Origin of the sequence: Rhodovulum sp. HP10 (genome assembly GCF_047553435.1) — a bacterium.
Taxonomy (GTDB): Bacteria; Pseudomonadota; Alphaproteobacteria; order Rhodobacterales; family Rhodobacteraceae; genus Rhodovulum.
Genome location: NZ_CP180201.1, coordinates 3,565,173 through 3,589,525 on the forward strand (window position 1 = coordinate 3,565,173; position 24,353 = coordinate 3,589,525).

General features: G+C 69.1%; 23 protein-coding genes. 12 read left to right on the forward strand and 11 right to left on the reverse strand.

The features are described 5' to 3' along the window. Window positions 1-65: 65 nt before the first annotated feature. Window positions 66-905: an EAL domain-containing protein gene (locus ACK8CO_RS16690; protein WP_080616813.1), complete on the reverse strand. Its 840-nt coding sequence runs from the start codon at window positions 903-905 to the stop codon at window positions 66-68. Between the two features lie 132 nt (window positions 906-1,037). Here ACK8CO_RS16690 and ACK8CO_RS16695 point away from each other — a divergent pair, with 132 nt between their 5' ends. Continuing rightward, complete coding sequence (locus tag ACK8CO_RS16695) at window positions 1,038-1,607, forward strand: DNA-3-methyladenine glycosylase I (RefSeq protein ID WP_414897368.1); 570 nt, start codon at window positions 1,038-1,040, stop codon at window positions 1,605-1,607. Window positions 1,608-1,611: 4 nt separating this feature from the next. On the opposite strand, the gene ACK8CO_RS16700 is transcribed toward ACK8CO_RS16695, so the two are convergent. Next, complete coding sequence (locus tag ACK8CO_RS16700) at window positions 1,612-2,166, reverse strand: TlpA family protein disulfide reductase (RefSeq protein ID WP_414899037.1); 555 nt, start codon at window positions 2,164-2,166, stop codon at window positions 1,612-1,614. Between the two features lie 28 nt (window positions 2,167-2,194). On the opposite strand from ACK8CO_RS16700, the gene argH reads away from it, so the two are divergent. The 6 genes from argH to ACK8CO_RS16730 all read left to right on the forward strand — a co-directional run bounded on the left by argH (window position 2,195) and on the right by ACK8CO_RS16730 (window position 9,350). Beyond that, entirely contained in the window at window positions 2,195-3,598 is a 1,404-nt protein-coding gene (argH, locus tag ACK8CO_RS16705; protein ID WP_231119102.1) for an argininosuccinate lyase, read from the forward strand. Further along, window positions 3,595-3,888 carry a hypothetical protein gene (locus tag ACK8CO_RS16710; protein ID WP_414897369.1) on the forward strand — a complete coding sequence of 98 codons (294 nt, stop codon included), beginning with the start codon at window positions 3,595-3,597 and terminating at the stop codon, window positions 3,886-3,888. Before argH ends, ACK8CO_RS16710 begins: the two co-directional genes overlap by 4 nt. Window positions 3,889-4,056: 168 nt before the next feature. Further along, complete coding sequence (locus ACK8CO_RS16715) at window positions 4,057-4,380, forward strand: DUF2834 domain-containing protein (RefSeq protein ID WP_080616809.1); 324 nt, start codon at window positions 4,057-4,059, stop codon at window positions 4,378-4,380. A gap of 18 nt (window positions 4,381-4,398) precedes the next feature. Next, window positions 4,399-5,664: a diaminopimelate decarboxylase gene (gene lysA, locus ACK8CO_RS16720; protein ID WP_080616808.1), complete on the forward strand. Its 1,266-nt coding sequence runs from the start codon at window positions 4,399-4,401 to the stop codon at window positions 5,662-5,664. A gap of 37 nt (window positions 5,665-5,701) precedes the next feature. Beyond that, complete coding sequence (locus ACK8CO_RS16725) at window positions 5,702-8,257, forward strand: TIGR02302 family protein (protein WP_414897370.1); 2,556 nt, start codon at window positions 5,702-5,704, stop codon at window positions 8,255-8,257. A gap of 70 nt (window positions 8,258-8,327) precedes the next feature. Next, window positions 8,328-9,350, forward strand: a complete 1,023-nt coding sequence (locus ACK8CO_RS16730; RefSeq protein WP_414897371.1) for an endonuclease/exonuclease/phosphatase family protein — start codon at window positions 8,328-8,330, stop codon at window positions 9,348-9,350. A 94-nt stretch (window positions 9,351-9,444) separates the two neighbouring features. On the opposite strand, the gene ACK8CO_RS16735 is transcribed toward ACK8CO_RS16730, so the two are convergent. The 3 genes from ACK8CO_RS16735 to dgcN form a co-directional block, all read right to left on the reverse strand. After that, complete coding sequence (locus tag ACK8CO_RS16735) at window positions 9,445-10,305, reverse strand: D-amino-acid transaminase (RefSeq protein WP_414897372.1); 861 nt, start codon at window positions 10,303-10,305, stop codon at window positions 9,445-9,447. A gap of 63 nt (window positions 10,306-10,368) precedes the next feature. Continuing rightward, window positions 10,369-11,334 (reverse strand): N-acetyl-D-Glu racemase DgcA, encoded by a 966-nt coding sequence (dgcA, locus tag ACK8CO_RS16740; RefSeq protein ID WP_414897373.1) that lies wholly within the window; start codon window positions 11,332-11,334, stop codon window positions 10,369-10,371. A 9-nt stretch (window positions 11,335-11,343) separates the two neighbouring features. Next, entirely contained in the window at window positions 11,344-12,345 is a 1,002-nt protein-coding gene (dgcN, locus tag ACK8CO_RS16745) for an N-acetyltransferase DgcN (RefSeq protein WP_414897374.1), read from the reverse strand. A 253-nt stretch (window positions 12,346-12,598) separates the two neighbouring features. On the opposite strand from dgcN, the gene ACK8CO_RS16750 reads away from it, so the two are divergent. From ACK8CO_RS16750 to ACK8CO_RS16765, 4 genes are all read left to right on the forward strand, one after another. Continuing rightward, window positions 12,599-13,558, forward strand: a complete 960-nt coding sequence (locus ACK8CO_RS16750) for an L-malyl-CoA/beta-methylmalyl-CoA lyase (protein ID WP_414897375.1) — start codon at window positions 12,599-12,601, stop codon at window positions 13,556-13,558. Between the two features lie 268 nt (window positions 13,559-13,826). After that, entirely contained in the window at window positions 13,827-14,423 is a 597-nt protein-coding gene (locus ACK8CO_RS16755) for a LysE family translocator (RefSeq protein WP_080616801.1), read from the forward strand. 245 nt (window positions 14,424-14,668) lie between these two features. Next, window positions 14,669-15,748: a cysteine synthase A gene (gene cysK / locus ACK8CO_RS16760; RefSeq protein WP_414897376.1), complete on the forward strand. Its 1,080-nt coding sequence runs from the start codon at window positions 14,669-14,671 to the stop codon at window positions 15,746-15,748. Between the two features lie 516 nt (window positions 15,749-16,264). After that, complete coding sequence (locus ACK8CO_RS16765) at window positions 16,265-17,224, forward strand: acetyl-CoA carboxylase carboxyltransferase subunit alpha (protein WP_080616800.1); 960 nt, start codon at window positions 16,265-16,267, stop codon at window positions 17,222-17,224. Window positions 17,225-17,310: 86 nt separating this feature from the next. Here the strand turns inward: ACK8CO_RS16765 and ACK8CO_RS16770 are convergent, their stop codons facing one another. Genes ACK8CO_RS16770 through ACK8CO_RS16780 form a run of 3 tightly spaced genes read right to left on the reverse strand, consistent with a single transcriptional unit; the run spans window position 17,311 to window position 19,646 of the window. Next, window positions 17,311-18,045, reverse strand: a complete 735-nt coding sequence (locus tag ACK8CO_RS16770) for a lysophospholipid acyltransferase family protein (RefSeq protein WP_414897377.1) — start codon at window positions 18,043-18,045, stop codon at window positions 17,311-17,313. Between the two features lie 3 nt (window positions 18,046-18,048). Beyond that, window positions 18,049-18,936 (reverse strand): cell division protein FtsX, encoded by an 888-nt coding sequence (locus ACK8CO_RS16775; protein WP_080618038.1) that lies wholly within the window; start codon window positions 18,934-18,936, stop codon window positions 18,049-18,051. A 32-nt stretch (window positions 18,937-18,968) separates the two neighbouring features. After that, window positions 18,969-19,646, reverse strand: a complete 678-nt coding sequence (locus ACK8CO_RS16780; RefSeq protein ID WP_080616798.1) for a cell division ATP-binding protein FtsE — start codon at window positions 19,644-19,646, stop codon at window positions 18,969-18,971. Window positions 19,647-19,821: 175 nt separating this feature from the next. Between ACK8CO_RS16780 and ACK8CO_RS16785 the strand changes: the two genes are divergently transcribed. After that, the gene (locus ACK8CO_RS16785) at window positions 19,822-20,610 is read left to right on the forward strand and encodes a zinc-ribbon domain-containing protein (RefSeq protein WP_414897378.1); all 789 of its coding nucleotides are present in this window, start codon (window positions 19,822-19,824) and stop codon (window positions 20,608-20,610) included. Window positions 20,611-21,308: 698 nt separating this feature from the next. Here the strand turns inward: ACK8CO_RS16785 and ACK8CO_RS16790 are convergent. The 3 genes from ACK8CO_RS16790 to ACK8CO_RS16800 form a co-directional block, all read right to left on the reverse strand. Continuing rightward, window positions 21,309-22,958: a SulP family inorganic anion transporter gene (locus ACK8CO_RS16790; RefSeq protein WP_080616796.1), complete on the reverse strand. Its 1,650-nt coding sequence runs from the start codon at window positions 22,956-22,958 to the stop codon at window positions 21,309-21,311. 204 nt (window positions 22,959-23,162) lie between these two features. Further along, window positions 23,163-23,480 (reverse strand): DUF1244 domain-containing protein, encoded by a 318-nt coding sequence (locus ACK8CO_RS16795; protein WP_080616795.1) that lies wholly within the window; start codon window positions 23,478-23,480, stop codon window positions 23,163-23,165. A gap of 38 nt (window positions 23,481-23,518) precedes the next feature. Continuing rightward, window positions 23,519-24,268 (reverse strand): N-formylglutamate amidohydrolase, encoded by a 750-nt coding sequence (locus ACK8CO_RS16800; RefSeq protein ID WP_414897379.1) that lies wholly within the window; start codon window positions 24,266-24,268, stop codon window positions 23,519-23,521. Window positions 24,269-24,353 lie beyond the last annotated feature (85 nt).

The following is a 24,353-nucleotide window of genomic DNA, read 5'->3' on the forward strand; positions in this document are numbered from 1 at the left end:
AGGCGGGTTTCGGCGTGGCGCCGCGCCGCAGCATCAGCGGCGGGCCGACAGCGTAGATCCGCGCCTCAGGCGGTACGCCGTTCGGCCTGCGCGCGCCATGGCGGGATCAGGGTCGGCGCGCCGAAGGCATAGCCCTGCATGCAGTCGATGCCGGCGGCGGCGAGCCAGGCGGCATCGCGCGCGGTTTCGACATTCTCGGCCACGGTGAACATGTCGAAATGCCGGGCGATGGCGATGAGCGCCGAGGTCAGCACCTGGTTGTCGGGATCGTCGGCGATACCGCAGATGAACTGGCCGTCGATCTTGAGGATGTCGAAATAGAAGTCGCGCAGGTAGCGGATCGCGGTATAGCCGGTCCCGAAATCGTCCAGCGCGAAGGCGATGCCCTTGGCCTGCAGCTCGCGCATGAAAAGGATGACGAGATCGGGTGTCGCCATGGCCGAGCTTTCGGTGATTTCCAGGATCAGCCGTTCGGCCAGGGTGGGGTCGGCCTCGATGCCGCGGCTGAGGGTCCGGGTCCAGGGCGGATAACCGATCGAGCGGGCCGACATGTTGATCGCCAGTCTGAGATCGGGGCAGTCGCGCAGCGCGGCCAGCCCCATCTCGAGCGCGAGACAGTCGATTCGCCGGCCGAGTTCGGTGGCTTCGACCGTCTCGATGAATTCCGCCGCCGGGATGGTCCGGCCGCTGCGGTCGAGGATGCGGATCAGCCCCTCATAGAACGCAATCTTGCCATTTTCCATGTTCTGGACGACCGGCTGGAAGGCCAGCACCACATCGCGCCTCTCAAGCGCATCCCGGACCATCTCAAGGACGTTCCGGTCGCGGTCGGACTGTGCTGCGGCAGGCGGATCGCCTGCTTCGTCGGTGGTGGCGACGTCTTTGTCGTGACTGTCGTCGGGCATTCCAGTCCTCCGCTTCGCTCCTGGATGTGATGGCGCAAGAGCGGTTAAGGACAGGTGAAGGTTCGCTTTTGGTTCCAATTTGAGCTAAGCTGGAACTCAAGAGCCAAGGTGCGACAAAAAAAGGGAAACTTTATGGCCGAGCGGTGTAGTTGGTGCGGCAGCGAGCCGATTTACGTGACGTATCATGACACGGAATGGGGCGTTCCCGAATACGACTCGCGCGCGCTGTTCGAGAAGCTGATTCTCGACGGTTTCCAGGCCGGGCTGTCCTGGCTGACCATCCTGCGCAAGCGCGAGGGGTTCCGCGCCGCTTTCGCGGGCTTCGATCCGGAGGCGATCGCGGGCTGGGGCGAGGCCGATGTGGCGCGGCTGCTGGCCGATCCGGGGATCGTGCGGCATCGCGGCAAGATCGAGGCGACCATCGGCAATGCCCGGGCCTGGTGCGAGATCGAGGCGCGCGAGGGGTTTACGGACTATCTGTGGCGCTTCGTCGATGGCGCGCCCTTGCAGAACAGCTTTGCCAGCATGGCCGAGGTGCCGGTGCAGACGCCGCGCTCGCAGGCGATGTCGAAGGCGCTGAAGGCGGACGGGTTCAAGTTCTGCGGCCCGACCATCGCCTATGCCTTCATGCAGGCGGTGGGCATGGTCAACGACCATATGGTTAGCTGCCCGCGCCATGCCGAGGTGGCCGCACTGGGATGAGCGTTCACGACCCCTCGATCAGGCGTCCCAGCAGCGCCTTCGTCCCGGGGCTGTTCCAGTCGGCCTCGCCCATCAGGCGGCCGATCTCGCGGCCCTCGGGGTCGAGGATCACAGTCACCGGCAGGCCGATGATTCCCATCTGCCGCGCAAGCCCGGACGAGCGGTCGCGCCATTTCGGCAGATGGGCGATCTGCTTGTCTTCGAAAAACCGGTCGATGGCCTGCGGCGGGTTGCGTCCGGTGGCCACGGTGACGACGGCGAACCGTTCGCCGCCCATGCTCGCGGCGAGGCTGTCGAGCGTCGGCATCTCGGCCAGGCAGGGCGGGCACCAGGTGCCCCAGAAATTCAGCACCACCCAGCGGCCGCGATATTCGCCGAGGCTGCGCTCGGCATCGGTCTCGTCCAGCAGCACGGCCTCGGGCAGGGCCTGCGGTTCGCTGTGGAGCACCAGTTTCTTCATGCTGCCCTCGCGCATCGCCTCGAGCGTGGCGAGGTCGGCGGCAGGAGCCGCGTTTGCACAGAGCCCGAGGGCGATGTAGAGGACGAGCGACCTTAAGATCATGTTTCCCTCCGAAGGGGGCCAGCCGATGACAAAAGACCAGACCCAGAACCGTTCCAACGCCATGTGGGGCGGGCGTTTCGCTGCCGGGCCGGACGCGATCATGGAGGCGATAAATGCCTCGATCTCGTTCGACAAGCGCCTTGCGCCTCAGGATATCGCGGGCTCGCGCGCTCATGCCGCCATGCTGGCGGAAACCGGTATCCTCACCGTTACGGATGCCGAGACGATCCGGGAAGGCCTGCTCACGGTCTTGTCAGAGATCGAGGGCGGCAGCTTCGCCTTTTCGACGGCGCTTGAAGACATCCACATGAATGTCGAGGCGCGGCTGAAGGAGATCGTCGGCGAACCTGCCGGGCGGCTGCATACCGCGCGCTCGCGCAACGACCAGGTCGCGACCGATTTCCGGCTTTGGGTGCGCGACCAGGCCGACGCGGCGATCGACGGGATCGGGCGGCTGATCCGGGCGCTTCTGGCCCAGGCCGAGGCGGGGGCGGACTGGGTGATGCCGGGCTTCACCCATCTGCAGACCGCCCAGCCGGTGACCTGGGGCCATCACATGATGGCCTATGTCGAGATGTTCTCCCGCGATATGTCGCGCTTCACCGATGCGCGCGAGCGGATGAATGAAAGCCCGCTGGGGGCCGCGGCGCTGGCCGGCACCTCCTTCCCCATCGACCGGCACATGACCGCAAAGGCGCTGGGCTTTGCCCGGCCGATGGCCAATTCGCTCGATGCGGTCTCGGACCGTGACTTCGCGCTGGAATTCCTCGGCCACGCCTCGATCTGCGCGATGCATCTGTCGCGCTTCGCCGAAGAGCTGGTGATCTGGTCCTCGGCGCAGTTCCGTTTCGTTGCATTGTCGGACCGGTTCTCGACCGGTTCCTCGATCATGCCGCAGAAGAAGAACCCCGATGCGGCCGAGCTGATCCGGGCCAAGATCGGCCGGATCTTCGGCGCCAATGTCGCGCTGATGACGGTGATGAAGGGGCTGCCCTTGGCCTATTCCAAGGACATGCAGGAGGACAAGGAACAGGTCTTCGATGCGGCCGACAACCTGATGCTGGCGCTCGCTGCGATGGAGGGCATGGTGCGCGACATGACCGCGAACCGGCCCGCGCTGGAGGCGGCTGCCGCCAGCGGCTTCTCGACCGCGACCGATCTTGCGGACTGGCTGGTGCGGGAGCTGGGCCTGCCCTTCCGCGAGGCCCATCACGTCACCGGCACGCTGGTCGCCATGGCCGAGAAGAAGGGCTGCGATCTGCCCGATCTCTCGCTCGCCGACATGCAGTCGGTGCATGAGGGCATCCGCGAGGACGTGTTCGGTGTGCTGGGCGTGCATAATTCGGTGGCGAGCCGGATGAGCTATGGCGGCACCGCGCCCGATCAGGTCCGGGCCCAGATCGCCCGCTGGAAGGAGCGGCTGGGATGAGACGCGGCGCGACATTCGCCGCGGGCCTTGCGCTTCTGGCGCTGTCGGCCTGCGCCCGGCCGCATGGCGGGGTCGCGGTGTCGAACCAGGGCGATGTCAGCGGCGCGGTCTCGGCCGGCCCTGTCGCGGTCGGGGCCGGGCCGAATGGGGCCCGGGCCTCGGCCCGGGTCGTGGACACCGGCACCACGGCTGTTAGGGTGGGCACCGATGGCGCCTCGGTCGGGCTTCGCCCGCGCGGCGCCCCGGTGCGGGTGATCCTTGGTAGGGGAGGACTGGGACTTGGCTTCTGATCGGATCTTGCGGCGGGGCGGCCTTGCGGCCTGTGCCCTGACGCTTTTGGTTGCGCTGGGCGGTTGCGGTATCGAGGGCAAGCCCGAACGGCCCCAGCCAGCGCCTTCGGAACCGGGCCTGTCGGTCAGCGGAACCGCCGAAATGGGCGTCGTCAGGGGCAACCGGCCATGAAATACCTGCGCTATCTCTTCCTTGCCCTTGCGATCTGGGGGGCGATCCACCCGATGTTCTATTTCATGCGCTGGATCATCGCCAATGACTGGGACTGGGGCGGGATGATCGACGCCTGGTATGTCAATGACAGCGCGACCGGCCTGACCTGGGATCTGACCATCAGCGCCATCGCGCTGACGCTCTGGATCCTGATCGACAGCGCCCGGCGCCGCGACGCGCTGGGGCTGGTCTGCATCCCCCTGACCTTCGGCATCGGCCTGTCCTGCGCCCTGCCGCTTTACATCTTCCTGCGCTCGCGGCCCTCGCAGGCCGTCTGAGCCCCTCCGGAGACCCGAATGGACCATTTCCTGTACCGGGACGGTGCGCTTCATGCCGAGGACGTGCCGCTGAGCGAGATCGCGGCCGCTGTCGGCACGCCCTTCTACTGCTATTCCGTGGCCACGCTGACCCGGCATTTCCGTCTCTTCGACGAGGCTCTGGCGGGCACCGACCATCTGGTCTGCTACGCGATGAAGGCCAATTCGAACCTCGCGGTGCTCAAGCTGATGGGCGATCTCGGTGCGGGCATCGACGTCGTGTCGGGGGGCGAGTACCGCAAGGCGCGCGCGGCGGGCGTGCCGGGCGAGAGAATCGTCTTTTCCGGCGTCGGCAAGACCCGCGAGGAGATGCGCCTTGCGCTCGAGGGCGGCATCCGCCAGTTCAACGTCGAATCCGAGCCCGAGATGGCGGCGCTCGACGAGGTCGCGCGCGCGATGGGGCTGGTCGCGCCCATCGCCGTCCGGGTGAACCCCGATGTCGACGCGAAGACCCATGAGAAGATCGCGACCGGCAAGTCCGAGAACAAGTTCGGCATTCCCATCGCCCGCGCCCGCGAGGTCTATGCCCGTGCCGCCGCGATGCCGGGGCTCGATGTGCTGGGCATCGACGTCCATATCGGCAGCCAGCTGACCGAGCTTGACCCCTTCGAGCTGGCCTATGGCAAGGTCGCAGAGCTGACGAAGCTGCTGCGCGCCGACGGCCACGACATCCGCCGGCTCGATCTGGGCGGGGGGCTCGGCATTCCCTATGAGCGCTCGAATGCCGCGCCGCCGCTGCCGGTCGAATACGGCGCCATGGTCAGGCGCGTGCTGGGCGATCTCGATGTCGAGATCGAGATCGAGCCCGGGCGGCTCATCGCCGGGAATGCGGGCGTTCTGGTCAGCCGGGTGATCTATGTGAAAGAGGGCGAGGGGCGGACCTTCCTGATCCTCGATGCGGCGATGAACGATCTGGTCCGGCCCTCGATGTATGGCGCCTGGCACGACATCGTGCCGCTGAACGAACCCGCCGCCGGGATCGGTTATGCCCCCCATGATGTCGTCGGCCCGGTCTGCGAGACCGGCGACACCTTCGCCAAGGCGCGCGATCTGCCGCCGATGGCCGAGGGCGATCTGGTCGCCTTCCGCTCGGCCGGGGCCTACGGCGCGGTGATGGCGTCGGAATACAACACCCGGCCCCTGGTGCCCGAGGTGCTGGTCAGCGGAGATCACTTCGCCGTCATTCGCCAGCGGCCCTCCTTTGACGAGATCATAAACCGCGATACCATCCCGGAATGGTTGTGACCCGGCACCCCGCCCGGGTCCGCCGCCGGATGGGAGCATGACCGACAGCACGCCGCGCCCCGACGACACGCTCGCCGAGCTTCGCTGGCCGCTGCGCCTGACCTGGGCGGGCCTTCTGGCCGAGCGTCTGTGCCGGGCCTTCTGGCCGCTGGCGAGCCTCGTGCTGATGGTGGTGGCGGCGCTGGCCTTCGGCGCCCATGACCTGCTGTCCCAGGCCGCGGCTGTCGCGATTGGCGGGGCGCTGCTGGCGGCTCTACTGGGCGCTCTGGCCTACGGGCTGCGCGGCTTCCGCCGCCCCGGACGGGCCGAGGCGCTCGACCGGCTCGACCGAAGCCTGCCCGGTCGGCCGATCTCGGCACTTTCCGACATCCAGGCCATCGGCGCGGGCGATCCGGCCTCCGAGGCGGTCTGGCGCGCCCATGTCACCCGCATGTCGGCGCGGGCGCGGGCCGCGCGCGCGGTGGCCCCCGATCTGCGCCTGTCCTCGCGCGATCCCTATGGGCTGCGCCATGTCGCGCTGATCGCTTTCGCCGTCGCGCTGATCTTCGGGTCCTTCCTGCGCGTGGCGAGCGTGGCCGATCTGGGCAGGGGCGGCCCGGCGCTGGCCTCGGGCCCGAGCTGGGAGGGCTGGATCGAGCCTCCGGCCTATACCGCAAGGCCCGCGATCTATCTCAACGACATTGCCGAGACCCGGCTGGCTGTGCCGCAGGGCAGCCGCGTCACGTTGCGGCTCTACGGGAAGGTCGGGGCGCTGGACGTGACAGAGACGGTCTCGGGCCGGGAACCCGGCGCCGAGGGCGAGGCCGCGGTGCCCGCCGGGACCGATGCCATGGCCCAGAGCTTCGAGGTGATCCGCGATGGGCAGGTCGGGATCGACGGCAATGGCGGGCGGTCCTGGCAGATCGTTCTCAGCCCCGATATCCGGCCCGAGGTGCGGCTGACCGGCGAGATGGAGGTGACGGCCGATGGTGAGATGCGGCAGCCCTTCTCGGCCAGCGACGATTACGGCGTGACGGCGGGCGAGGCCAGGATCACGCTCGATCCGGACCGGGTCTCCCGTCGCTATGGCCTTGCCGCCGAGCCCGATCCGCGCGCGCCGCTGGTGCTTGACCTGCCGATGCCGATTTCGGGCGACCGGCGGCAATTCACGGAAACCCTTGTCGAGAACCTGTCGCAACATCCCTGGGCCGGGTTGCCGGTGCGGGTGGAGCTGGCCGTCGAGGATGCGCTGGGCCAGCGCGGGGTCTCGGCGCCTGCCGAGATGGTTCTGCCGGGCCGGCGCTTTTTCGACCCGCTCGCCCGTGCCATCGTCGAACAGCGCCAGGCGCTGCTCTGGGCGCGCTCGAACGCGCCCGAGGTGGCGCAGATCCTGCGCGCCATCAGTTACCGGCCCGAGCAGATCTTCCGCAGCGAACGCGCCTATCTGCAATTGCGGGTCGCGATCCGCAGGCTCGAGAGAGCGGCCGCCGCGCTGCCGCCCGAAGCCCAGACCGAGCTGGCCGGGGCGCTGTGGGATATCGCGGTCCTGATCGAGGATGGCGATCTTTCGGATGCTGCCGAGCGGCTGCGCCGGGCGCAGGAGCGGCTGGCCGAGGCGATGCGGAACGGGGCCAGCGATGCCGAGATCGCCCAGCTCATGGACGAACTGCGCGAGGCGACGCGGGATTACATGCGCCAGCTTGCCGAACAGCAGCAGGAGAACGGTCAGCAGCAGGCGCAGAATGGCGAGACGCAGGAGATCACCGGCGATCAGCTTCAACAGATGCTCGACCGGTTGCAGCAGCTGATGGAAGAGGGCCGTATGGCGGAGGCCCAGCAGCTTCTGCAGATGCTCCAGCAGATGATGGAGAACATGCAGGTCACCCAGGGCCCGGGCGGGGACAATCCGGGCCAGCAGGCGATGGAAGGGCTGGCCGAGACGCTTCGCGACCAGCAGGGTCTGTCCGACGATGCCTTCCGCGACCTGCAGGAACAGTTCAACCCCGGCCAGCAAGGGCAGGGCGAGGGCGGACAGGGCCAGCGCGGAGAGGGCCAGCGCGAACAGGACGGGGCCGGTGACGGGGCCGGTCCGGGCCAGGGCGATCGGGGCGGGCAGCAGGGCCTGGCCGAGCGTCAGGAGGCGCTGCGCCGCGAGCTGGAGCGTCAGCGGCAGAACCTGCCCGGGCTTGGCGCCTCGCCCCAGAGCGAGGGCACGCGCGAGGCGCTGGATCGGGCAGGCCGCGCGATGGACAAGGCCGAGCGGTCGCTGCGCGACGATGACCTGGCCGGGGCGCTCAACGATCAGGCCGAGGCGATGGAGGCGCTGCGCGAGGGCATGCGCAATCTGGGCGAGGCGCTGGCGCAGAACCGCCAGCGCGACGGAACGGACGGACAGGGCATGGGCCGGGCCGATGCGGGCGGCGAGCGCCGCGATCCGCTGGGACGGGCGCCGGGCTCGACCGGGCAGCTCGGAACAGAGGACAGCCTGCTGCAGGGCGAGGATGTCTACCGTCGGGCCCGCGATCTGCTGGACGAGATCCGCCGCCGCTCGGGCGAGCAGAACCGCCCCGATCTCGAGCTCGATTATCTAAGGCGCCTGCTCGAGCGGTTCTGATCGCATCACCCGCGCGTCGCGCAGCTGTGCTAGACTTCCCCCGGGTCATCGGCCGCAGGGGGAGGCGGGCATGAAGATCGTCGACTGGAATCTCGAATGGATGAACAGGTGGTTTTCCGGCAATGCCCGGCCGCGCTGGGGCTCGGGCGAGCTTTCGCCCGACGAGGCGCGGACTTGCGCCCGGAAGGCTGCCGCCGTGATCGACGCGCTGGCACCCGACCTGCTCTGTCTGCAGGAAGGCCCCAGCGCCGAGGCCGAGATGGCGCTGTTTCTCGAAGAGTTTCTGTCCGACGCTGACGGGCCGCGCTATGAGGCGCTGATCGGGTCGGACGGGGGCGCGCAGAAGCTTTACGTGCTGCGCCGCCGCGACGGGCTGGTGCGCGCCATCGAGCGCGCGACCGATGTGGCGACGCGGGCGCTGAGCGAGCCCTGGGCGGCCGATGTCAATGGCGACATGCTGCTGGAGGGCTACGAGTTCACCCGGCTGCCGCTGGTGGTCGATATCGACCCGGTGGGCGGCGCGCCGGTCCGGGTCGTGGTGCTGCATACCAAGTCGAAATATGTCCATGGCGGCGCGGCGCTCTGGCGCGATCCGGCGCGGCGGCAGGAATTCGTGGTGGCGGCATTGCTGGCCCGGCGGCGCATTTCGGCCGAGGGCTTCCGACTGCGCGCCTATCTCGATGCCCTGGTCGCCGAGGATCCGGAGGTGCGGATCCTCGTCACCGGCGACTGGAATGACGGGCCCGGGACGGATTTCTTCGAGCGCAGCTATCTCACGCATAACGTGGCCGATATCGTGCTGGGCTCGACCTTCATGCCGGGGCTGATCTTTCACCACCCGCTGCTGGCCCATGTGCCGCCCGCGGCACTCTTCACCGCGCGGTTCGACGACTTCGTCGACGAGGTGCCCGACCGGCCCTTGCTGCTGGATCATTTCGCGATCTCGCCCGGGCTTGTGCCCCGGGTGCGCGCGGCCGGGATCGCGCATGACGCCTATGAGGCAGAACTGGACGGGACGGGCACCGCCCGGACCCAGCGGCCGAGCGATCACCGGCCGATCTGGGTCGAGCTGGGCAAGCCGCTCTCGGGCTAGGGCCCGCCTGTCAGGGATCCCGGCAAGGCCCCCGGCAAGGAAAAGGCCCGGGCGGAGGGCCCGGGCCGGCATGATGGATCGTCCGGGCGTCGCCTCAGATCGCGGTCTTCATCGCCTCTTCGAGATAGATCTCGCGCAGCCGGCGCGAGACCGGGCCCGGCAGGCCGTCGCCGAGGCTGACCCCGTCGATCGACACCACAGGCATCACGAAGGCCGAAGCCGAGGTGAAGAAGGCTTCGTCGGCCTGCTTGGCTTCCTCGATGGTGAAGGCGCGTTCCTCGATTACCATCTGTGCCTCGGCTGCGAATTTCAGCACCGCGGCGCGGGTGATGCCGGGCAGGATCTCGGTGCCGAGCTGGCGGGTGATGATCTTGCCGTTCTTCACGATATAGGCGTTGTTCGAGCTGCCCTCGGTGACGAAGCCGTCCTCGACCATCCAGGCATCGTCGGCCCCGGCCTTCTCGGCGGCCATCTTCGCCATCGACGCGTACAGAAGCTGCACCGTCTTGATGTCGCGCCGCGCCCAGCGCAGGTCGTCGATCGAGATCACCTTGATGCCGGTCTCGGCGGTCTTGCTTTCGACGATCTGTTTCGACTGGGTGAACATCACGAGGCTCGGCGCGACCTTTTCCGGATCGGGGAAGTGGAAGTCGCGGTCGTCGGGCGCGCCCCGGGTGATCTGCATGTAGACCATGCCCTGATCGACGCCGTTCCGCACGATCAGCTCGCGGTGGATCTCCAGCAGCTCGTCCATGTCGACGGGCGACCGCAGCTCTAGCTCGGCCAGCGAGCGCTGCAGCCGCGCGGCATGGGCATGGAAGTCGAGAAGCTTGCCGTCGACCACGCTCGCGACCTCATAGACGCCATCGGCGAACAGAAAGCCGCGGTCGAAGATCGAGACGCGGGCTTCGGTCTCGGGCAGGTAGTCGCCGTTCACATAGACGGTTCGGGTCATCGCGGGGTCCTTTTTCCAGGGAGGCGGGTGCGGCGCAGGGCGCCGCGACCCGGCAATCGGGGCCTATCCCCAGAGCGCGGCGGCGGGGGCATGCACGCCCGCCTCGTCGAAGCAGAGGGGCTCGGGGCGGTCTTCGGCCAGAAGCAGCGGCCCGTCAAGATCCGTCACCGCCGCGCCCTGCGCCAGCAGCACCGCGGGCGCCATGGCGAGGCTCGAGCCGACCATGCAGCCGACCATGAGGCCATAGCCCTCGGCCAGGGCCTGCTGCTTCAGCGCCAGCGCCTCGGTCAGCCCGCCGGTCTTGTCGAGCTTGATGTTCACCAGATCGTACTTGCCCTTCAGGGCGGGCAGGCTGGCGCGATCATGGCAGCTTTCATCGGCGCAGACCGGCAGCGGCCGCGCGATCTCGGCCAGCATGTCGTCCTGACCGGCGGGCAGGGGCTGTTCGACCAGCGCCACGCCCAGCCGCACCAGATGCGGTGCGAGATCGGCATAGACCTCGGCGGTCCAGCCCTCGTTCGCATCGACGATGATCCTGGCCTTCGGCGCGCCCGCGCGCACCGCTTCCAGCCGGGGCATGTCGGCATCGGTGCCGAGCTTGATCTTCAGAAGCGGCCGGTGGGCATTCCTGGCCGCCGCCGCGCGCATGTTCCCGGGGGTGTCGAGCGACAGCGTGAAGGCGGTGATCTCGGGGCCCGGCGCGGGCAGGCCCGCCAGATCCCAGACCCGGGCGCGGGCCTGCTTGGCCTCGAGATCCCAGAGTGCGCAATCGACGGCATTGCGCGCGGCCCCGGGCGGCAGCAGCTCCTGCAGCCTGCCGCGGGTCAGCGAGGGCGGCAGGGCCTCGATCTGGGCGGTGACGCTGTCGAGCGTCTCGCCATAGCGGGCATAGGGCACGCATTCGCCCCAGCCGGTGGCGCCGCCCGAGGTGACGCGCACGGTCAGCACGCGCGCCTCGGTGCGCGAGCCGCGCGAGATGGTGAAGGCCTCCTTCAGGCGGAAGCTCTCGGGGGTGAGGGAAATCTGCATGCCTCCGCCTCAGATCGCGTCGAGCGCATCGACGAGACGGCCCGCACCCTGCCGGAACGGGTCGACCGTCGGCAGCCCCATGCGTTTCTCGATGCCTTCGAGGCAGCTCAGCGCCTCGTCCTCGCCCATGGCGGCAGTGTTCACAGAGACGCCGACCACCTCGGCCCCGGGATTGGCGACGCGGGCAAGACCCAGCGCGGTGTCGCGCAGTGCTTCGAGGCTCGGCAGCTGGTAATCCGGCAGGCCGCGCATATGGGTCCGGGTCGGTTCGTGGCTGAGGATCAGCGCATCGGGCTGGCCGCCATGGATCAGCGCCATGGTCACGCCGGAATAGGAGACGTGGAACAGGCTGCCCTGACCCTCGATCATGTCCCAGTGATCGTCATCATTGTCGGGCGTCAGCCATTCGATGGCCCCGGCCATGAAATCGGCTATCACGGCGTCGAGCGGCACGCCCTCGCCGGTGATCAGGATGCCGGTCTGGCCGGTGGCGCGGAAGGAGGATTTCAGCCCGCGCGCCTTCATCTCGCGGTCCATCGCCAGCGCGGTGTACATCTTGCCGACCGAGCAGTCGGTGCCGACCGCGAGGCAGCGCTTGCCCGAGCGTTTCTTGCCGTTGGCGATCGGGTAGGCGACGGTCGGGATGCGCACATCATGCAGGGTGCGGCCGGTGGCCTCGGCGACGCCGGCAAGGTCGGGCTCGTTGCGGAGCAGGTTATGCAGCCCCGACGCGAGATCGAAGCCCTCTTCGAGAGCCGCGACCAGGACCTTCTTCCAGGCGGGCGAGATCACGCCGCCACGGTTGGCGACGCCGACGACCAGCGTCTTGGCCCCCCTGGCCTTCGCTTCGGCGAGGTCGAGATCGGGGAGTTTCAGGTCGGCCTTGCAGCCTTCCATCCGGTACTGGCCGACGGCATTTTCCGGGCGCCAGTCACGGATGCCCTGGGCCACCTTGGCCGCCAGAGAGTCGGGGGCGTCGCCGAGAAAGAGAAGATAGGGGGTTTCGATCATCGTGGCGTTTCCTTGATTGCTTGCGCGAAAATATCACCGGGACGTAGCAAAAATTGCCGATATATCGCGCGTTATGGGCAATCTTGCGAAGATTATCCGGTGAATTGCCGAAGGTGTCGACGAATGTTGCGCTGCGGTGCCATCGGGGACGCCGGGCGTGCTGCGGCGCAGCGAAATGGCTTGCGCAATATAACGCAACATTCTATCAGTTTTTAAGAATGATACGACATATCCTTGCCGAAGGGGTACGACCATGAGCTTTCGCATCCAGCCCACGCCCGTCTCGCGTCCGAATCGCTGCCAGTTGTTCGGCCCGGGCTCGCGCCCTGCGATCTTCGAGAAGATGGCGGCCAGTGCGGCGGACGTGATCAATCTCGATCTCGAGGATTCGGTCGCGCCCGACGACAAGTCTAGCGCGCGGTCCAATGTGATCCAGGCCATCGGCGATATCGACTGGGGCAACAAGACGCTGAGCGTGCGGATCAACGGGCTCGACACGCCCTACTGGTATCGCGACGTGGTGGAGCTGCTGGAACAGGCCTCCGACCGGCTCGACCTGATCATGATCCCGAAAGTGGGTTGCGGTGCCGATCTCTATGCGGTCGATGCGCTGGTGACGGCGGTCGAGCGCGCGACGGGGCGGAGCAAGCCGCTGGGCTTCGAGGTGATCATCGAATCGGCTGCCGGCATTGCCCATGTCGAGGAGATCGCGGCGGCCAGCCCGCGGCTGCAGGCGATGAGCCTCGGCGCGGCCGATTTCGCGGCCTCGATGGGGATGCAGACCACCGGGATCGGCGGCACCCAGGAGAATTACTACATGATCCGCGAGGGCGCGAAATACTGGTCGGATCCGTGGCACTGGGCCCAGACCGCGATCGTCGCGGCCTGCCGGACCCATGGCGTGCTGCCGGTCGACGGCCCGTTCGGCGATTTCTCGGACGAGGAAGGGTTCCGTGCCCAGGCGCTGCGTTCGGCGACGCTGGGCATGGTCGGCAAATGGGCGATCCATCCCAGGCAGGTGGCGCTGGCCAACGAGGTCTTCACGCCCTCCGAGGCGGCGGTGGGCGAGGCGCGCGAGATCCTCGCGGCCATGGAGAAGGCCAAGGCCGAAGGGGCGGGCGCGACCGTCTACAAGGGCCGGCTGGTCGATATCGCCTCGATCAAGCAGGCCGAGGTGATCGTGCGCCAGGCCGAGATGATCGCAGCGGGCTGAGGCCGCGGGCAGGGGAGGCCGGTTTCGGACCGCCGGAGGATGCGCGGCGGATGTCTCCTGAAGGCCCGGCCGCGCCCGTCGCGGGACCTGCCGCGCGCCGATCCGGTTTCGCGGCGCTGAGGCGCCACGAGCCGCCGGGGGCTCTACCCCCCCGGCCCCCCCCAGCCCCCGGGACGCCCGGCCGTCGGACTCCCGTCGGCTCCCCGTCTGCCGGAGCCCGCGACCCGCGGTGCTGGCAATCCGGGCAGAGCGTGCGATAGTGCGGGTCATGGACAATCTCGATCTTCTGCTGGCGCTTGGAGCCTTCGCGCTTGTGGCCTCGATCACACCGGGGCCGAACAACCTGATGCTGATGGCTTCGGGCGCCAATTTCGGGCTGCGCCGGACCCTTCCGCATATCCTGGGCGTGGCGCTGGGCTTCGTCGCCATGGTCGTGCTGGTCGGGTTGGGCGCGATGCGCGCCTTCGAGGCCTGGCCGATGCTGCGCGTGCTGCTGACCTGGCTGGGCGCCGCCTATCTGGTCTGGCTGGCCTGGAAGATCGCCCGGGCCGCGCCGCCAGAACCCGGCGCGGCGCCGGGGCGGCCGATGACCTTCCTGCAGGCGGCGGCCTTCCAATGGGTCAATCCCAAGGGCTGGACCATGGCGCTGGCGGCGCTGACGCTTTACGCGCCGGGGCAAAAGCCGTCGGCGGTGCTGCTGGTCGCGGGGGCCTTCGCAGCGGCAAGCGTGCCCGCGACGGGGCTCTGGACCATTCTCGGCACCCGCATCCGGCGGCTGCTGAGCCGACCCGCCCGGCTGCGCCTGTTCAACCGGGCGATGGCGCTCCTGCTGCTGGCCTCGCTGGTGCCGGTTTTCCTGCCTTGACGCTGCAAGACAGAGGGCGGTGGGAGCGTGTTCCGGATTTGCCGCCGGATTTGGAATAACGTCCGGATCTGGCCGGGGCCTTGAGTGCTCTGTTCCGCCCGGCCGAGATGTGCTCGGTCTTCCTCCCTAACCGCCTCGTCCGGCCCCGGCCCCCCGTGCCCTTTCCGGCGGGCGTGCTATGGTTCGCCCCGAGATCAGAGCGGCCGCCCGCGCGGCGGCCCGGTACCGAAGAAAGGGGTATGGTCATGGCAGATGACGGCATTCGCAAAACCAGCGGACGGGGGCGGCGTTTCGACAGCGTGCTCGACACCATCGGCGACACGCCCGCGATCCGCATCAACAATCTCGGCCCGAACCATGTCACGCTTTACGTCAAGGCCGAGTTCTTCAACCCCGGCGCCTCGGTCAAGGACCGGCTGGCGCTGAACATCATCGAGGCGGCCGAGCGCTCGGGCGCGCTGAAACCCGGGCAGACCGTGGTCGAGGCGACCTCGGGCAATACCGGCATCGGGCTGGCGCTGGTCTGCGCGCAGAAGGGCTATCCGCTGGTCATCACCATGGCCGAGAGCTTCTCGGTCGAGCGCCGCCGCCTGATGCGGATGCTGGGCGCCAAGGTGGTGCTGACGCCGAAGGCCGACAAGGCGATGGGGATGTATCGCAAGGCTCAGGAGCTGGCCGAGAAGAACGGCTGGTTCCTCGCCCATCAGTTCGAGACCGGGGCCAATGCCGATATTCACGAGGCCACCACCGCCCGCGAGATCCTTGCCGATTTCGAGGGCGAGCGGCTTGACTATGTCGTGTCGGGCTACGGCACCGGCGGGACGGTGACCGGCATCGCCCGGGCGCTGCGCCGAGAACGCCCCGAGACCAGGATCATCCTCAGCGAACCGGCCGATGCCGCGCTGATCGCCTCGGGCCGGGCGCAGAAGCGCAATGCCGAAGGCGAGGCGGATGAAAGCCACCCGGCCTTCCATCCGCATCCGATCCAGGGCTGGACACCGGATTTCATTCCGCTGGTCCTGCAGGAGGCGATCGACAAGGGCTTCTATGACGAGCTCATTCCGGTCGAGGGACCCGAGGCGCTGAAACAGGCGCGGGCGCTGGCCGCGAAGGAGGGCATCCTGACCGGGGTTTCGGGCGGGGCGACCGTCGCGGTGGCGCTTCAGGTGGCCGAGACCGCCGAGCCGGGCTCGGTCATCCTCGCGATGCTGCCCGATACCGGCGAGCGCTATCTCTCGACCCCGCTTTTCGAGGCGGTGGAGGCCGAGATGAATGACGAGGAAAAGGCGATCGCGGCCTCGACGCCGGGCTTCCAGATCGGCTGATTGGTGGAGCCAGCCCCGCCCTGTTCCCGGGGCGGGACCGGCCGAGGCGGGGGCGTCGCCGTGAAGACCGTGCGTCTTCGCGCCTGCGCGCCCCGGGAACCGGTCCTCGCATCGGGAATCGCGCGGGAGAGCCCTGCCCGGGCCTCCCGGACCGGCGCGAAACGGGACCCGTTCCCCCTTGCCGGGGCCGGCGATCGTCAGGGCGGCCCGAGGCGAAGTGCAGGGGCAAAGGCGCGGCCACTTTGTCATGGCGATGCGGTTCCGCGCCCGGGCGGCCTGCGTTCCGGGCGCGGTTTTCCGGTCTGGTGGCGGAGGTCCGACACTGCCCGTCGCTGATGCCACCGCGAACGGTTGCATATCGCGATCCGGCCCGTGTGCCGGCCCGTGCCCCGGCCTGCGCTCAGGACCGCCTGCCGGGATGCCGCCGGGGCAGCCGCGTCATCGTCGTCGCGCGGCGGCGTTGCAAATCGGCGCGGCGGGCGTCATATACCCCGCCAGCATCAAGGAGCCGCGTCGATGAACTATCTCGAATTCGAAAAGCCCCTGGCAGAGATCGAAGGCAAGGCCGAGGAGCTTCGGGCGATGGCCCGCGCCAATTCCGAGATGGACGTGGCGCAGGAGGCCTCGGCGCTCGATCGCAAGGCCGCCGACATGCTGAAAGAGCTTTACAAGAACCTGACCCCCTGGCGGAAATGCCAAGTCGCGCGCCATCCCGACCGGCCGCATTGCAAGGACTACATCGAGGCGCTGTTCCGCGAATACACGCCGCTGGCGGGCGACCGCAACTTCGCCGAGGACAATGCGGTGATGGGCGGGCTTGCGCGGTTCAACGACCAGCCGGTGGTGGTGATCGGCCATGAGAAGGGGTTCGATACCAAGACCCGGCTCGAGCGCAATTTCGGCATGGCCCGGCCCGAGGGCTATCGCAAGGCGGTGCGGCTGATGGACATGGCCGACCGGTTCGGGCTGCCGGTCATCACCCTTGTCGACACCCCCGGCGCCTATCCGGGCAAGGGCGCCGAGCAGCGCGGCCAGTCCGAGGCCATTGCGCGTTCGACCGAGAAATGCCTGCAGATCGGCGTGCCGCTGATCTCGATCGTGATCGGCGAGGGCGGCTCTGGCGGGGCGGTGGCCTTCGCAACGGCCAACAAGGTCGCGATGCTGGAGCATTCGGTCTATTCGGTGATCTCGCCCGAGGGCTGCGCCTCGATCCTGTGGAAGGATGCCGAGAAGATGCGCGAGGCGGCCGAGGCGCTGCGTCTGACGGCGCAGGATCTGCTCAAGCTCGGGGTGATCGACCGGATCATCCCCGAACCCATCGGCGGGGCCCAGCGCGCCCGCGAGGAGACCATCGACCGGGTCGGGCGCAACCTTGCCACCATGCTGGGCGAGCTGCTCGGCAAGGAGCCCGCTGCGCTTGTCGCCGAGCGGCGCCGGAAATTCCTCGAGATCGGCTCGAAGGGGCTGGCTGCCTGAGCAGCTTGCCTCTTCGCGCCTGACCGGGGGGCTGGCCCGGGAGGGATCCCCGGCGACGGTATCGCCGGCGTTGTCCTTTGCGGGTCTCAGCCCCTGGTCGTGAAGCCCGCCTCGGCCATCAGCCTATCCGAGGCGGTCTCGACCCTCTCTTCAAGCTCTGCCATGAAGACGTCGATCGGCTGTGCGGGCGCGATCGGCGGCAGGTATTCCAGCACCGCGAGCCCGGGTTTGCGATAGATCCCGGTGCGGGGCCAGAACACGCCCACATTGGTGGCGGCGGGGATGCAGCGCTGGCCGATCTGCTGGTAAAGCACGCCCGCGCCGATCTTGTAGGGGCGCGACACGCCCGGCGCGACGCGGGTGCCCTGCGGGTAGATGATCAGCTGCCCCGGCGCCTGCCGGCCCTCGGCCACCTGTTTTCTCATCGCAGCGATGGCCTGGCCGCGCTTGCCGCGGTCGACCGGCACGCAGCCGATCCGCAGCGCGTACCAGCCCAGGACCGGCGCCCAGGTCAGGGATTTCTTCATGATGAAGCGGGGCCGGGGCAGCGAGCCCACCAGAAGGATGATGTCGAAGAAGGACTGGTGCTTGGCGGCGATCAGCACCTCGCCCTCGGGCGGGGTGCCGCGCACCTCGGATTTCAGGCCGACCATCCAGCGCGCGGTCCAGCGCACCCAGTGGCAATAATGCCGAGCCGCCAATGTGGCGCCGCGCGGCGAGGCCAGCGCCAGCGGCAGGTAGAGCAGCCCGATGACCGGCATCGCCAGATACATCTGGCCGACGAAGACCAGCGAGCGCAGATATTGCAGGGGAGAGCGCATCGGTCAGGTGATCCTTCTGAGCATTCGCATCGCGGTCCAGCGGGTGGCGGCAAAGCCGATGGCTCCGGCCGGCACCGGCAAGAGCAGCGGCACGATCCATTGGGGGCCGGAAAACCCAAGCCCGGTCAGAAATCCGTCGGGTCCGTCGCCGGGCAGAAGGGCGACGGCGCCCATCCCGGCAAGGGTTCCGAGCGCGGCGCCTTCCAGCGTCCGCCGGGTAAAGCGGCGCACGAAGGCCCGGGCGATGAAGATGTCGCGGGCGCCGACCAGGCGCAGCACGCCGATCAGCTGGGCATTGGCGGCCAGCGCCGCATTGGCGGCCAGCGCGATCATCGCCGCCATGCTGGCCCCGATCAAAAGGGCCGCGGTCCAGCCCAGCAGCCGGAGCCGTCCGGCCGCGCGCACCAGCGGCTGGCGCCAGCGGGTGTGATCGTCGAGGGCCGCCCCCGGCGCCTCGGCCGCAAGCCTGAGCCGCAGCGCCTCGGCATCTATGCCCGCGCGGGTCTCGGTCACCTCGATCAGCCGGGGCAGGGGCAGCGTCTCGACCGGCAGGTCGGGGCCGAACCAGGGCTCCAGCAAGTGCCGCTGTTCGATGTCGCTCATGGCCCGGGCCGAGGCGATGCCGGGGGTCGTGCGCAGGATCTCGAGCACCGCGTCGGTCTGGGTGCCCATCTGCCCGGGCGGGGCCGAGATCCGCACCGTCGCGGTCCGCGCCAGCGCGTCTGCCCAGCGGTCGGCCAGCCGCCCCGAGGCCATGCTCAGCGCCAGCGCGAAGACCGCGAGAAAGGTCATGGTGGCGGCAGTGAACAGCGTGAGACGGGCGGTGAAGCCGGTTGGCGGCACGACCCGGCTGGCTTCGGGCTCCGAGCTCAGAGCCGAGGCCAGCAGCACGACGCGCCGCCTCAGGGCCGCCAGCAGCGGCCTCACAGATCCGCCCCCGCGAGCTGCAGCCGCCGGTCCTTGATGCGCAGCACGCGCGCCGCGACCTGGGTCTTGGCGGCCCGGATCAGGTTCAGGTCATGGGTCGCGATCAGGATCGTCTTGCCCATCCGGTTCAGCTCGATCAACAGTTGCAGGATACGCAGCGACATCTCCCAGTCGACATTGCCGGTGGGTTCGTCGGCCAGGATCACGTCGGGCGACAGGATCACCGCCCGGGCCAGCGCCGCGCGCTGGCGCTCGCCGCCCGAAAGCTGCGGCGGCAGCGCCCCGGCCTGCGCCTTCAGCCCGACCCAGTTCATGAGTTCCGCGAGGTTGCGCTCTTCGGCCGCGATATCGCGCCCCGAGGCCAGCAGCGGCAGGGTGATATTCTCGGCGAGCGGCAGGTGGTCGAGGAAGCGGCAATCCTGATGCACCACGCCGATCCGTCGCCGCATCCGCGCGACCCCGTCGCGGTCGAGCCCCGCGAGATCGGCGCCGAACAGGCGCATCGTGCCATGGCTGGGATGCAGTTCGGCATAGCAGATCTTGAGGAACGTGGTCTTGCCCGCCCCCGAGGGGCCGGTCAGGAAATGAAACGAGGCCGGCGCCAGCCTCAGCGACATGTCGCACAGAAGCTCGCTGCCGCCATAGCTGTGCGAGACGTTTTCGAGCTCGATCAAGGTCCGCTCCGTCGGCCGGGGTCCGGGTCCGTTCGCCCATGGTATTGCCCACGTCCGCGCGGGTTGCAATCGCACCGACCGCAAAGGCTTTGAATTTCCGCAGCCGGTGATACAACATGGCGCGGATATGGCAGGCAGGTCCGGCGGGCCGATACGCCCCGGGGGGTAGAGCGGAATGCGATTGACGTGCCCGAAATGCGGCGCCCAATACGAGGTGGACGAGGCGGTGATCCCGGACGAGGGGCGTGACGTCCAGTGTTCGAACTGTAACCACATATGGTTCCAGGACCCGGCCGGTGCCGCGCCGCAGGACCCGCTGGCGGGCTTCGCGGTGCCGCGCGCGCCGGTGCCGCCGGAGACCGCGTCGGATGGCGCCGGTGCGGTGCCCCCGACCGGGCAGGGCACAGATGCGCCGCCGCGCCGCGGGCTCGACGAGGACGTGCTGAACATCCTGCGCGAGGAGGCCGAGCGCGAGCAGCGCGCCCGCGAGGAAGAGGCGACCGCAGAGACCTTTTCGGAACAGGCCGATCTGGGGCTTGTCAGCCCGCCGCGTTCGGGTCGGGGCAGTGCCCCCGAGGCAGCGCCGTCGCCGCAGTCCGAACCGGAGGCCGACCCGGAGGCCGCCCCGGCCGAGCCGTTGCCGGCCCGGCGGCGCGACCTGCTGCCCGATATCGAGAAGATCACCTCGACGCTTTCGGCCAGCACCGATCGCGGCGCCGAAAGCATCCCGCCCGCGGCCGCATCCCGCAGTGGTTGGGGCGGTGCCTTCGTGGCGGGCTTCCTTGTCGCGGTTCTGGTCGCGGCGGCAGCACTTTCTGCCTATCTCAAGGCGCCGGCCATTGCCGGGCTGAGCCCCGCGCTCGAGGGCCAGGTCGAGGCCTATGTCGAGACGGTCGATGCGGCCCGGGCCTGGCTGGCCGGGCTGGTCCCGGACGATCTGCTCGACCGGGGGCCGGGCCGCTAGCCCGCTTGTCCTTCAGCCGCGGTGATTGGCCCGGCCCTGGCGGGGCTGACATGCCTGCGCGCGACCGCAGCGATGATGAGCTCATGCGGTTTCCCCGCGTCCTGGGGCCGCTTCGCGAAGACGTTCATTCCGGGGGGGCGAGTCCGGGCCAAGAGCGCGGCCTGGAACGGGACCGGCTTCGGATGACGCCTGCCTTCAGCAATGGTGGGCTTTCCGCGCCGCGCTTCGCGGTCCCGGGCGATGGGGCAGGGCTGGTCAAAGGTGCCTCAGACGGCTTCGGGGCGGGGCTGTTCCGCGAGCGGCTAGTAGTACCGGCCCGACGTCGGGGTGAGCCGCTCAGGTGAATGCCTTGGCAGGCCTGCGCGTGGCAGGGGCGTGATGAGGGCGTCGGGTGTCGTCGCCAGTGATCCGCTCACCGATAAGGCGCATCGCAGGCCGGATGCTTCAGGCGCGGTGTCGATGCAGGCTCTGCGCCGCCAGCGTCCGGGTGAAGCGCCGAGACCGTAGGCTGCACTTTCTTTGGTCCGTTCCGCGGTCCTGATGGCCGCTTTCCGGCGTGCGGGAGGGGGAAGAGAGATGGTCCGGGTGCGCTGGCAGGGATGGGCGGGCCCGAAGTCCCAGAGGGCATGCCCGGTCCCGTCACCGCGCCCGGGCAGGGCTGGTGACGGGACAGGGGGCAGGGCCGAGATGCTTGAGGATCAGGCCGCATCGGCCATGGCCCGGGCCCCGGCGACATCCGGTGTGATATGGGTGGCGTCTGGCAGCCCGGCGGCCCTGAGCATCTGCAGATGCCGGGGGCGTGCCCCTGCCAGAGAGACCGCCATGCCCTGCTCGAGCGCCTTTCGGGCGAAGCCGGTCAGGCTGTGTGCGCCGGTCATGTCCAGAAGCGGGACATCCGCCATGTCGAGGATCAGATGGCGCGGCCGGGCTGCGATCCGGTCGAGCACATTCTCGATCACCGGGGCCGAGCCGAAGAAATAGGCGCCCGTCAGCCTCAGCACCACGGTCTGCCGGTTGGGGCCGCGATCCTCGGGCCGGCTTTCGGTATCGCTCTCGTCCAGCATCGCGTCGACCCCGCTCATCTGGGCCAGCCGGTGCAGGAAGACCAGCGCACCCAGCGCGAGCCCGGTCACGATGGCCTCGGTCAGATCGCGCAGCACCGTCATCGCGAGCGTTGCCAGCAGTACCACGACCTCGGCCCGGGCGGTGCGTGCGAGCGTCCGGATCGCGCGGATGTCGATCATGTGGAGCGAGACCGAGACCAGCACGCCGGCCAGTGCTGCCAGCGGAATTGCCGAGGCGAGCGGTGCCAGCAGCAGCACCATGCCGAGAAGCGCCAGCGAATGGATCATGCCCGCGACCGGGCCATGGGCGCCAGCCCGCACATTGGTGGCGGTCCGGGCGATGGTGCCGGTGACGCAGAAGCCGCCGAAACAGGCCGAGGCCATGTTGGCCGCCCCCTGTCCGATCAGCTCGGCATTCGAGCGGTGGCGCCGCCCGGTCATCGAATCCGCCACCACCGCCGAAAGCAGCGACTCGATGGCGCCCAGAAGGGTGAAGGCCAGCGCGTCGGGAAGGACGGCGCGGATCTTCTCGAGCCCCAGCGGCGGCAGATGCGGCGCGGGCAGGCTGGAGGCGATGCCGCCATAGGCGCTGCCGATGGTGGGCACCGGCAGCCTGAACAGCCAGACCGTCAGCCCGGCCAGCGCGATTGCCATCAGCATGCCCGGAAAGCGCGGCGCATGGCGGCGCTGCACCAGGATGAAGCCGAAGGTGCCGATGCCCATCGCCAGATCGATCGGGCCGAGCGTCGGCAGCGCGGCCCAGAGCGCAGGGATCTTCTCGAGGAAGGGGCCGGGTTCGGGGCCGTCGAGGGTCAGCCCCAGAAACGGCCGCATCTGGCTGGCGAGGATGATGACGCCGATCCCGGCGGTGAAGCCCACCGTGACGGGGTAGGGGATGAACTTGACGAAGCTGCCCAGGCGAAGCGCCCCGGCCGCGGCCAGGAAGAGGCCCGAGAGGAAGGTCGCGAGCGCCAGTCCGTCCAGTCCGTGGCGCTGGACGGTGGCCATGACCAGCACGATGAAGGCGCCGGCCGGGCCGCCGATCTGGTACCGGCTGCCGCCGAGCGCCGAGACCAGAAAGCCGCCGATGATGGCGGTGATCAGCCCGCGATCCGGCGGCACGCCCGAGGCGATGGCAATGGCCAGCGACAATGGCAGCGCCACCACCGCCACGGTCAGCCCGGCCACCAGATCGGCGCGGAAGGCGCGCAGCCCGTAACCCTCGGCCATGACAGTCAGAAGTTTGGGAGTGAATTGCAGTATCGGTCCGCTGGCCGGGATCATCGGGGGCTCCGTTCGTCCGGGGCGCGCGGCGACAGACATGCTCCCGCGCCCGGAGGCGCGCGGGCGGTGCCGCGCTGTCATGAGTCGCGGCGCAGTCTACTCCAGAACCCGGGGGCGGATGCGACCGCTTTCTTGCGGCCCGTCCGCAGACCTTCCCGGTACCACTGCTCAGGTCAGCTCAGGCACGGCCGGCGCCGAAAGGGCTCAGTCCTTGCGCGGGCCGACATTGGCGGCGAAGGCGCTGTCGAAGGCCGCCTTCTGTTCGGGGCTCGCCCCGGTCTGATGCAGGGCCTTCCAGTCCGCATAGGGCATGCCGTAGAAGGTCTCGCGCGCCTCGGCCTCGGTCATCGCGACCCCGCGTTCGGCGGCGGCCTCGGCCATCCAGCGCGACAGACAGTTGCGGCAGAACCCGGCCAGGGTCATCAGGTCGATGTTCTGGACCTCGGGCCGGTCCTCCATCAGGTGGCGCCTGAGCCGCCGGAAGGCGGCGGCCTCGATCTCGGTGCGGGTGGTGTCGTCCATGTCGGGTCTCCTTCCGGGAGGGGAGGGGCGGGCCGCGCTCAGGCGCCGGTCTCGGCCAGCGCGGCCTCGAGGATCGGGGCAAGCCGCGCGCCCCAGGCGACCTGGTCGGCGGGCGCGGCGATCACGTCATTGCGGAGTTCGATCAGCACGTTCGGCCGGCCGAAGGCCTCGGCATGGCGGTCGACGGAATCGCCCGGCAGATGCCCGCCATAGGGCTCGTTCTCGCCGACGCAGAGACCGCCCAGATCGTCCTCGGCGCGCAGCCGCGCGATCAGCGGCCGCGCCAGCCGGTCGTCGGCGCCATGCAGGATGCCGATCTGCCAGGGCCGGGGCGGGCGGCCCTTCAACTGCGGCGTGAAGCTGTGAATCGCGAGCAGGACGGTGTCGGAGCGCCGCGCTGCCAGCCGCGCGACCTCGCCGTGATAGGGGCGCCAGAAGGTCCGGATGCGGCGGTCGAGCTCGGCCTCGCCGATGGCGCGGTTGGCGGGGATTACGGTGCCGTCATAGAGCCGCATCACCAGCGTCGGATCGTCCTCGCCCCGGTTCGGGTCGATCACCAGCCGCGAGAAGCGGCTGAGCACCAGGGTCGCGTCGAGCCGCTCGGCCAGCGCGCGGGCCACGCCCGCGGCCCCCGGATCCCAGGCGATGTGGCGGGCCATGTCGGCCGGAGACAGGCCGAGGCTGCCGCCATTCACGCAGGACGGCACGATGTTGGTGGCGTGATCGCAGGTCACCAGCCAGCGCCCGCCGCGCGTCTCGCCGACCGTCTCGAAGGGCTGCTCGGTCATCATCCTGTCACCTTTTCAAGCCACATCCCTGTCTGCGGCCGTTCCCGCAGGCGCCGGTTGTCTTGACGCTGAGTTCGGCCTAGAA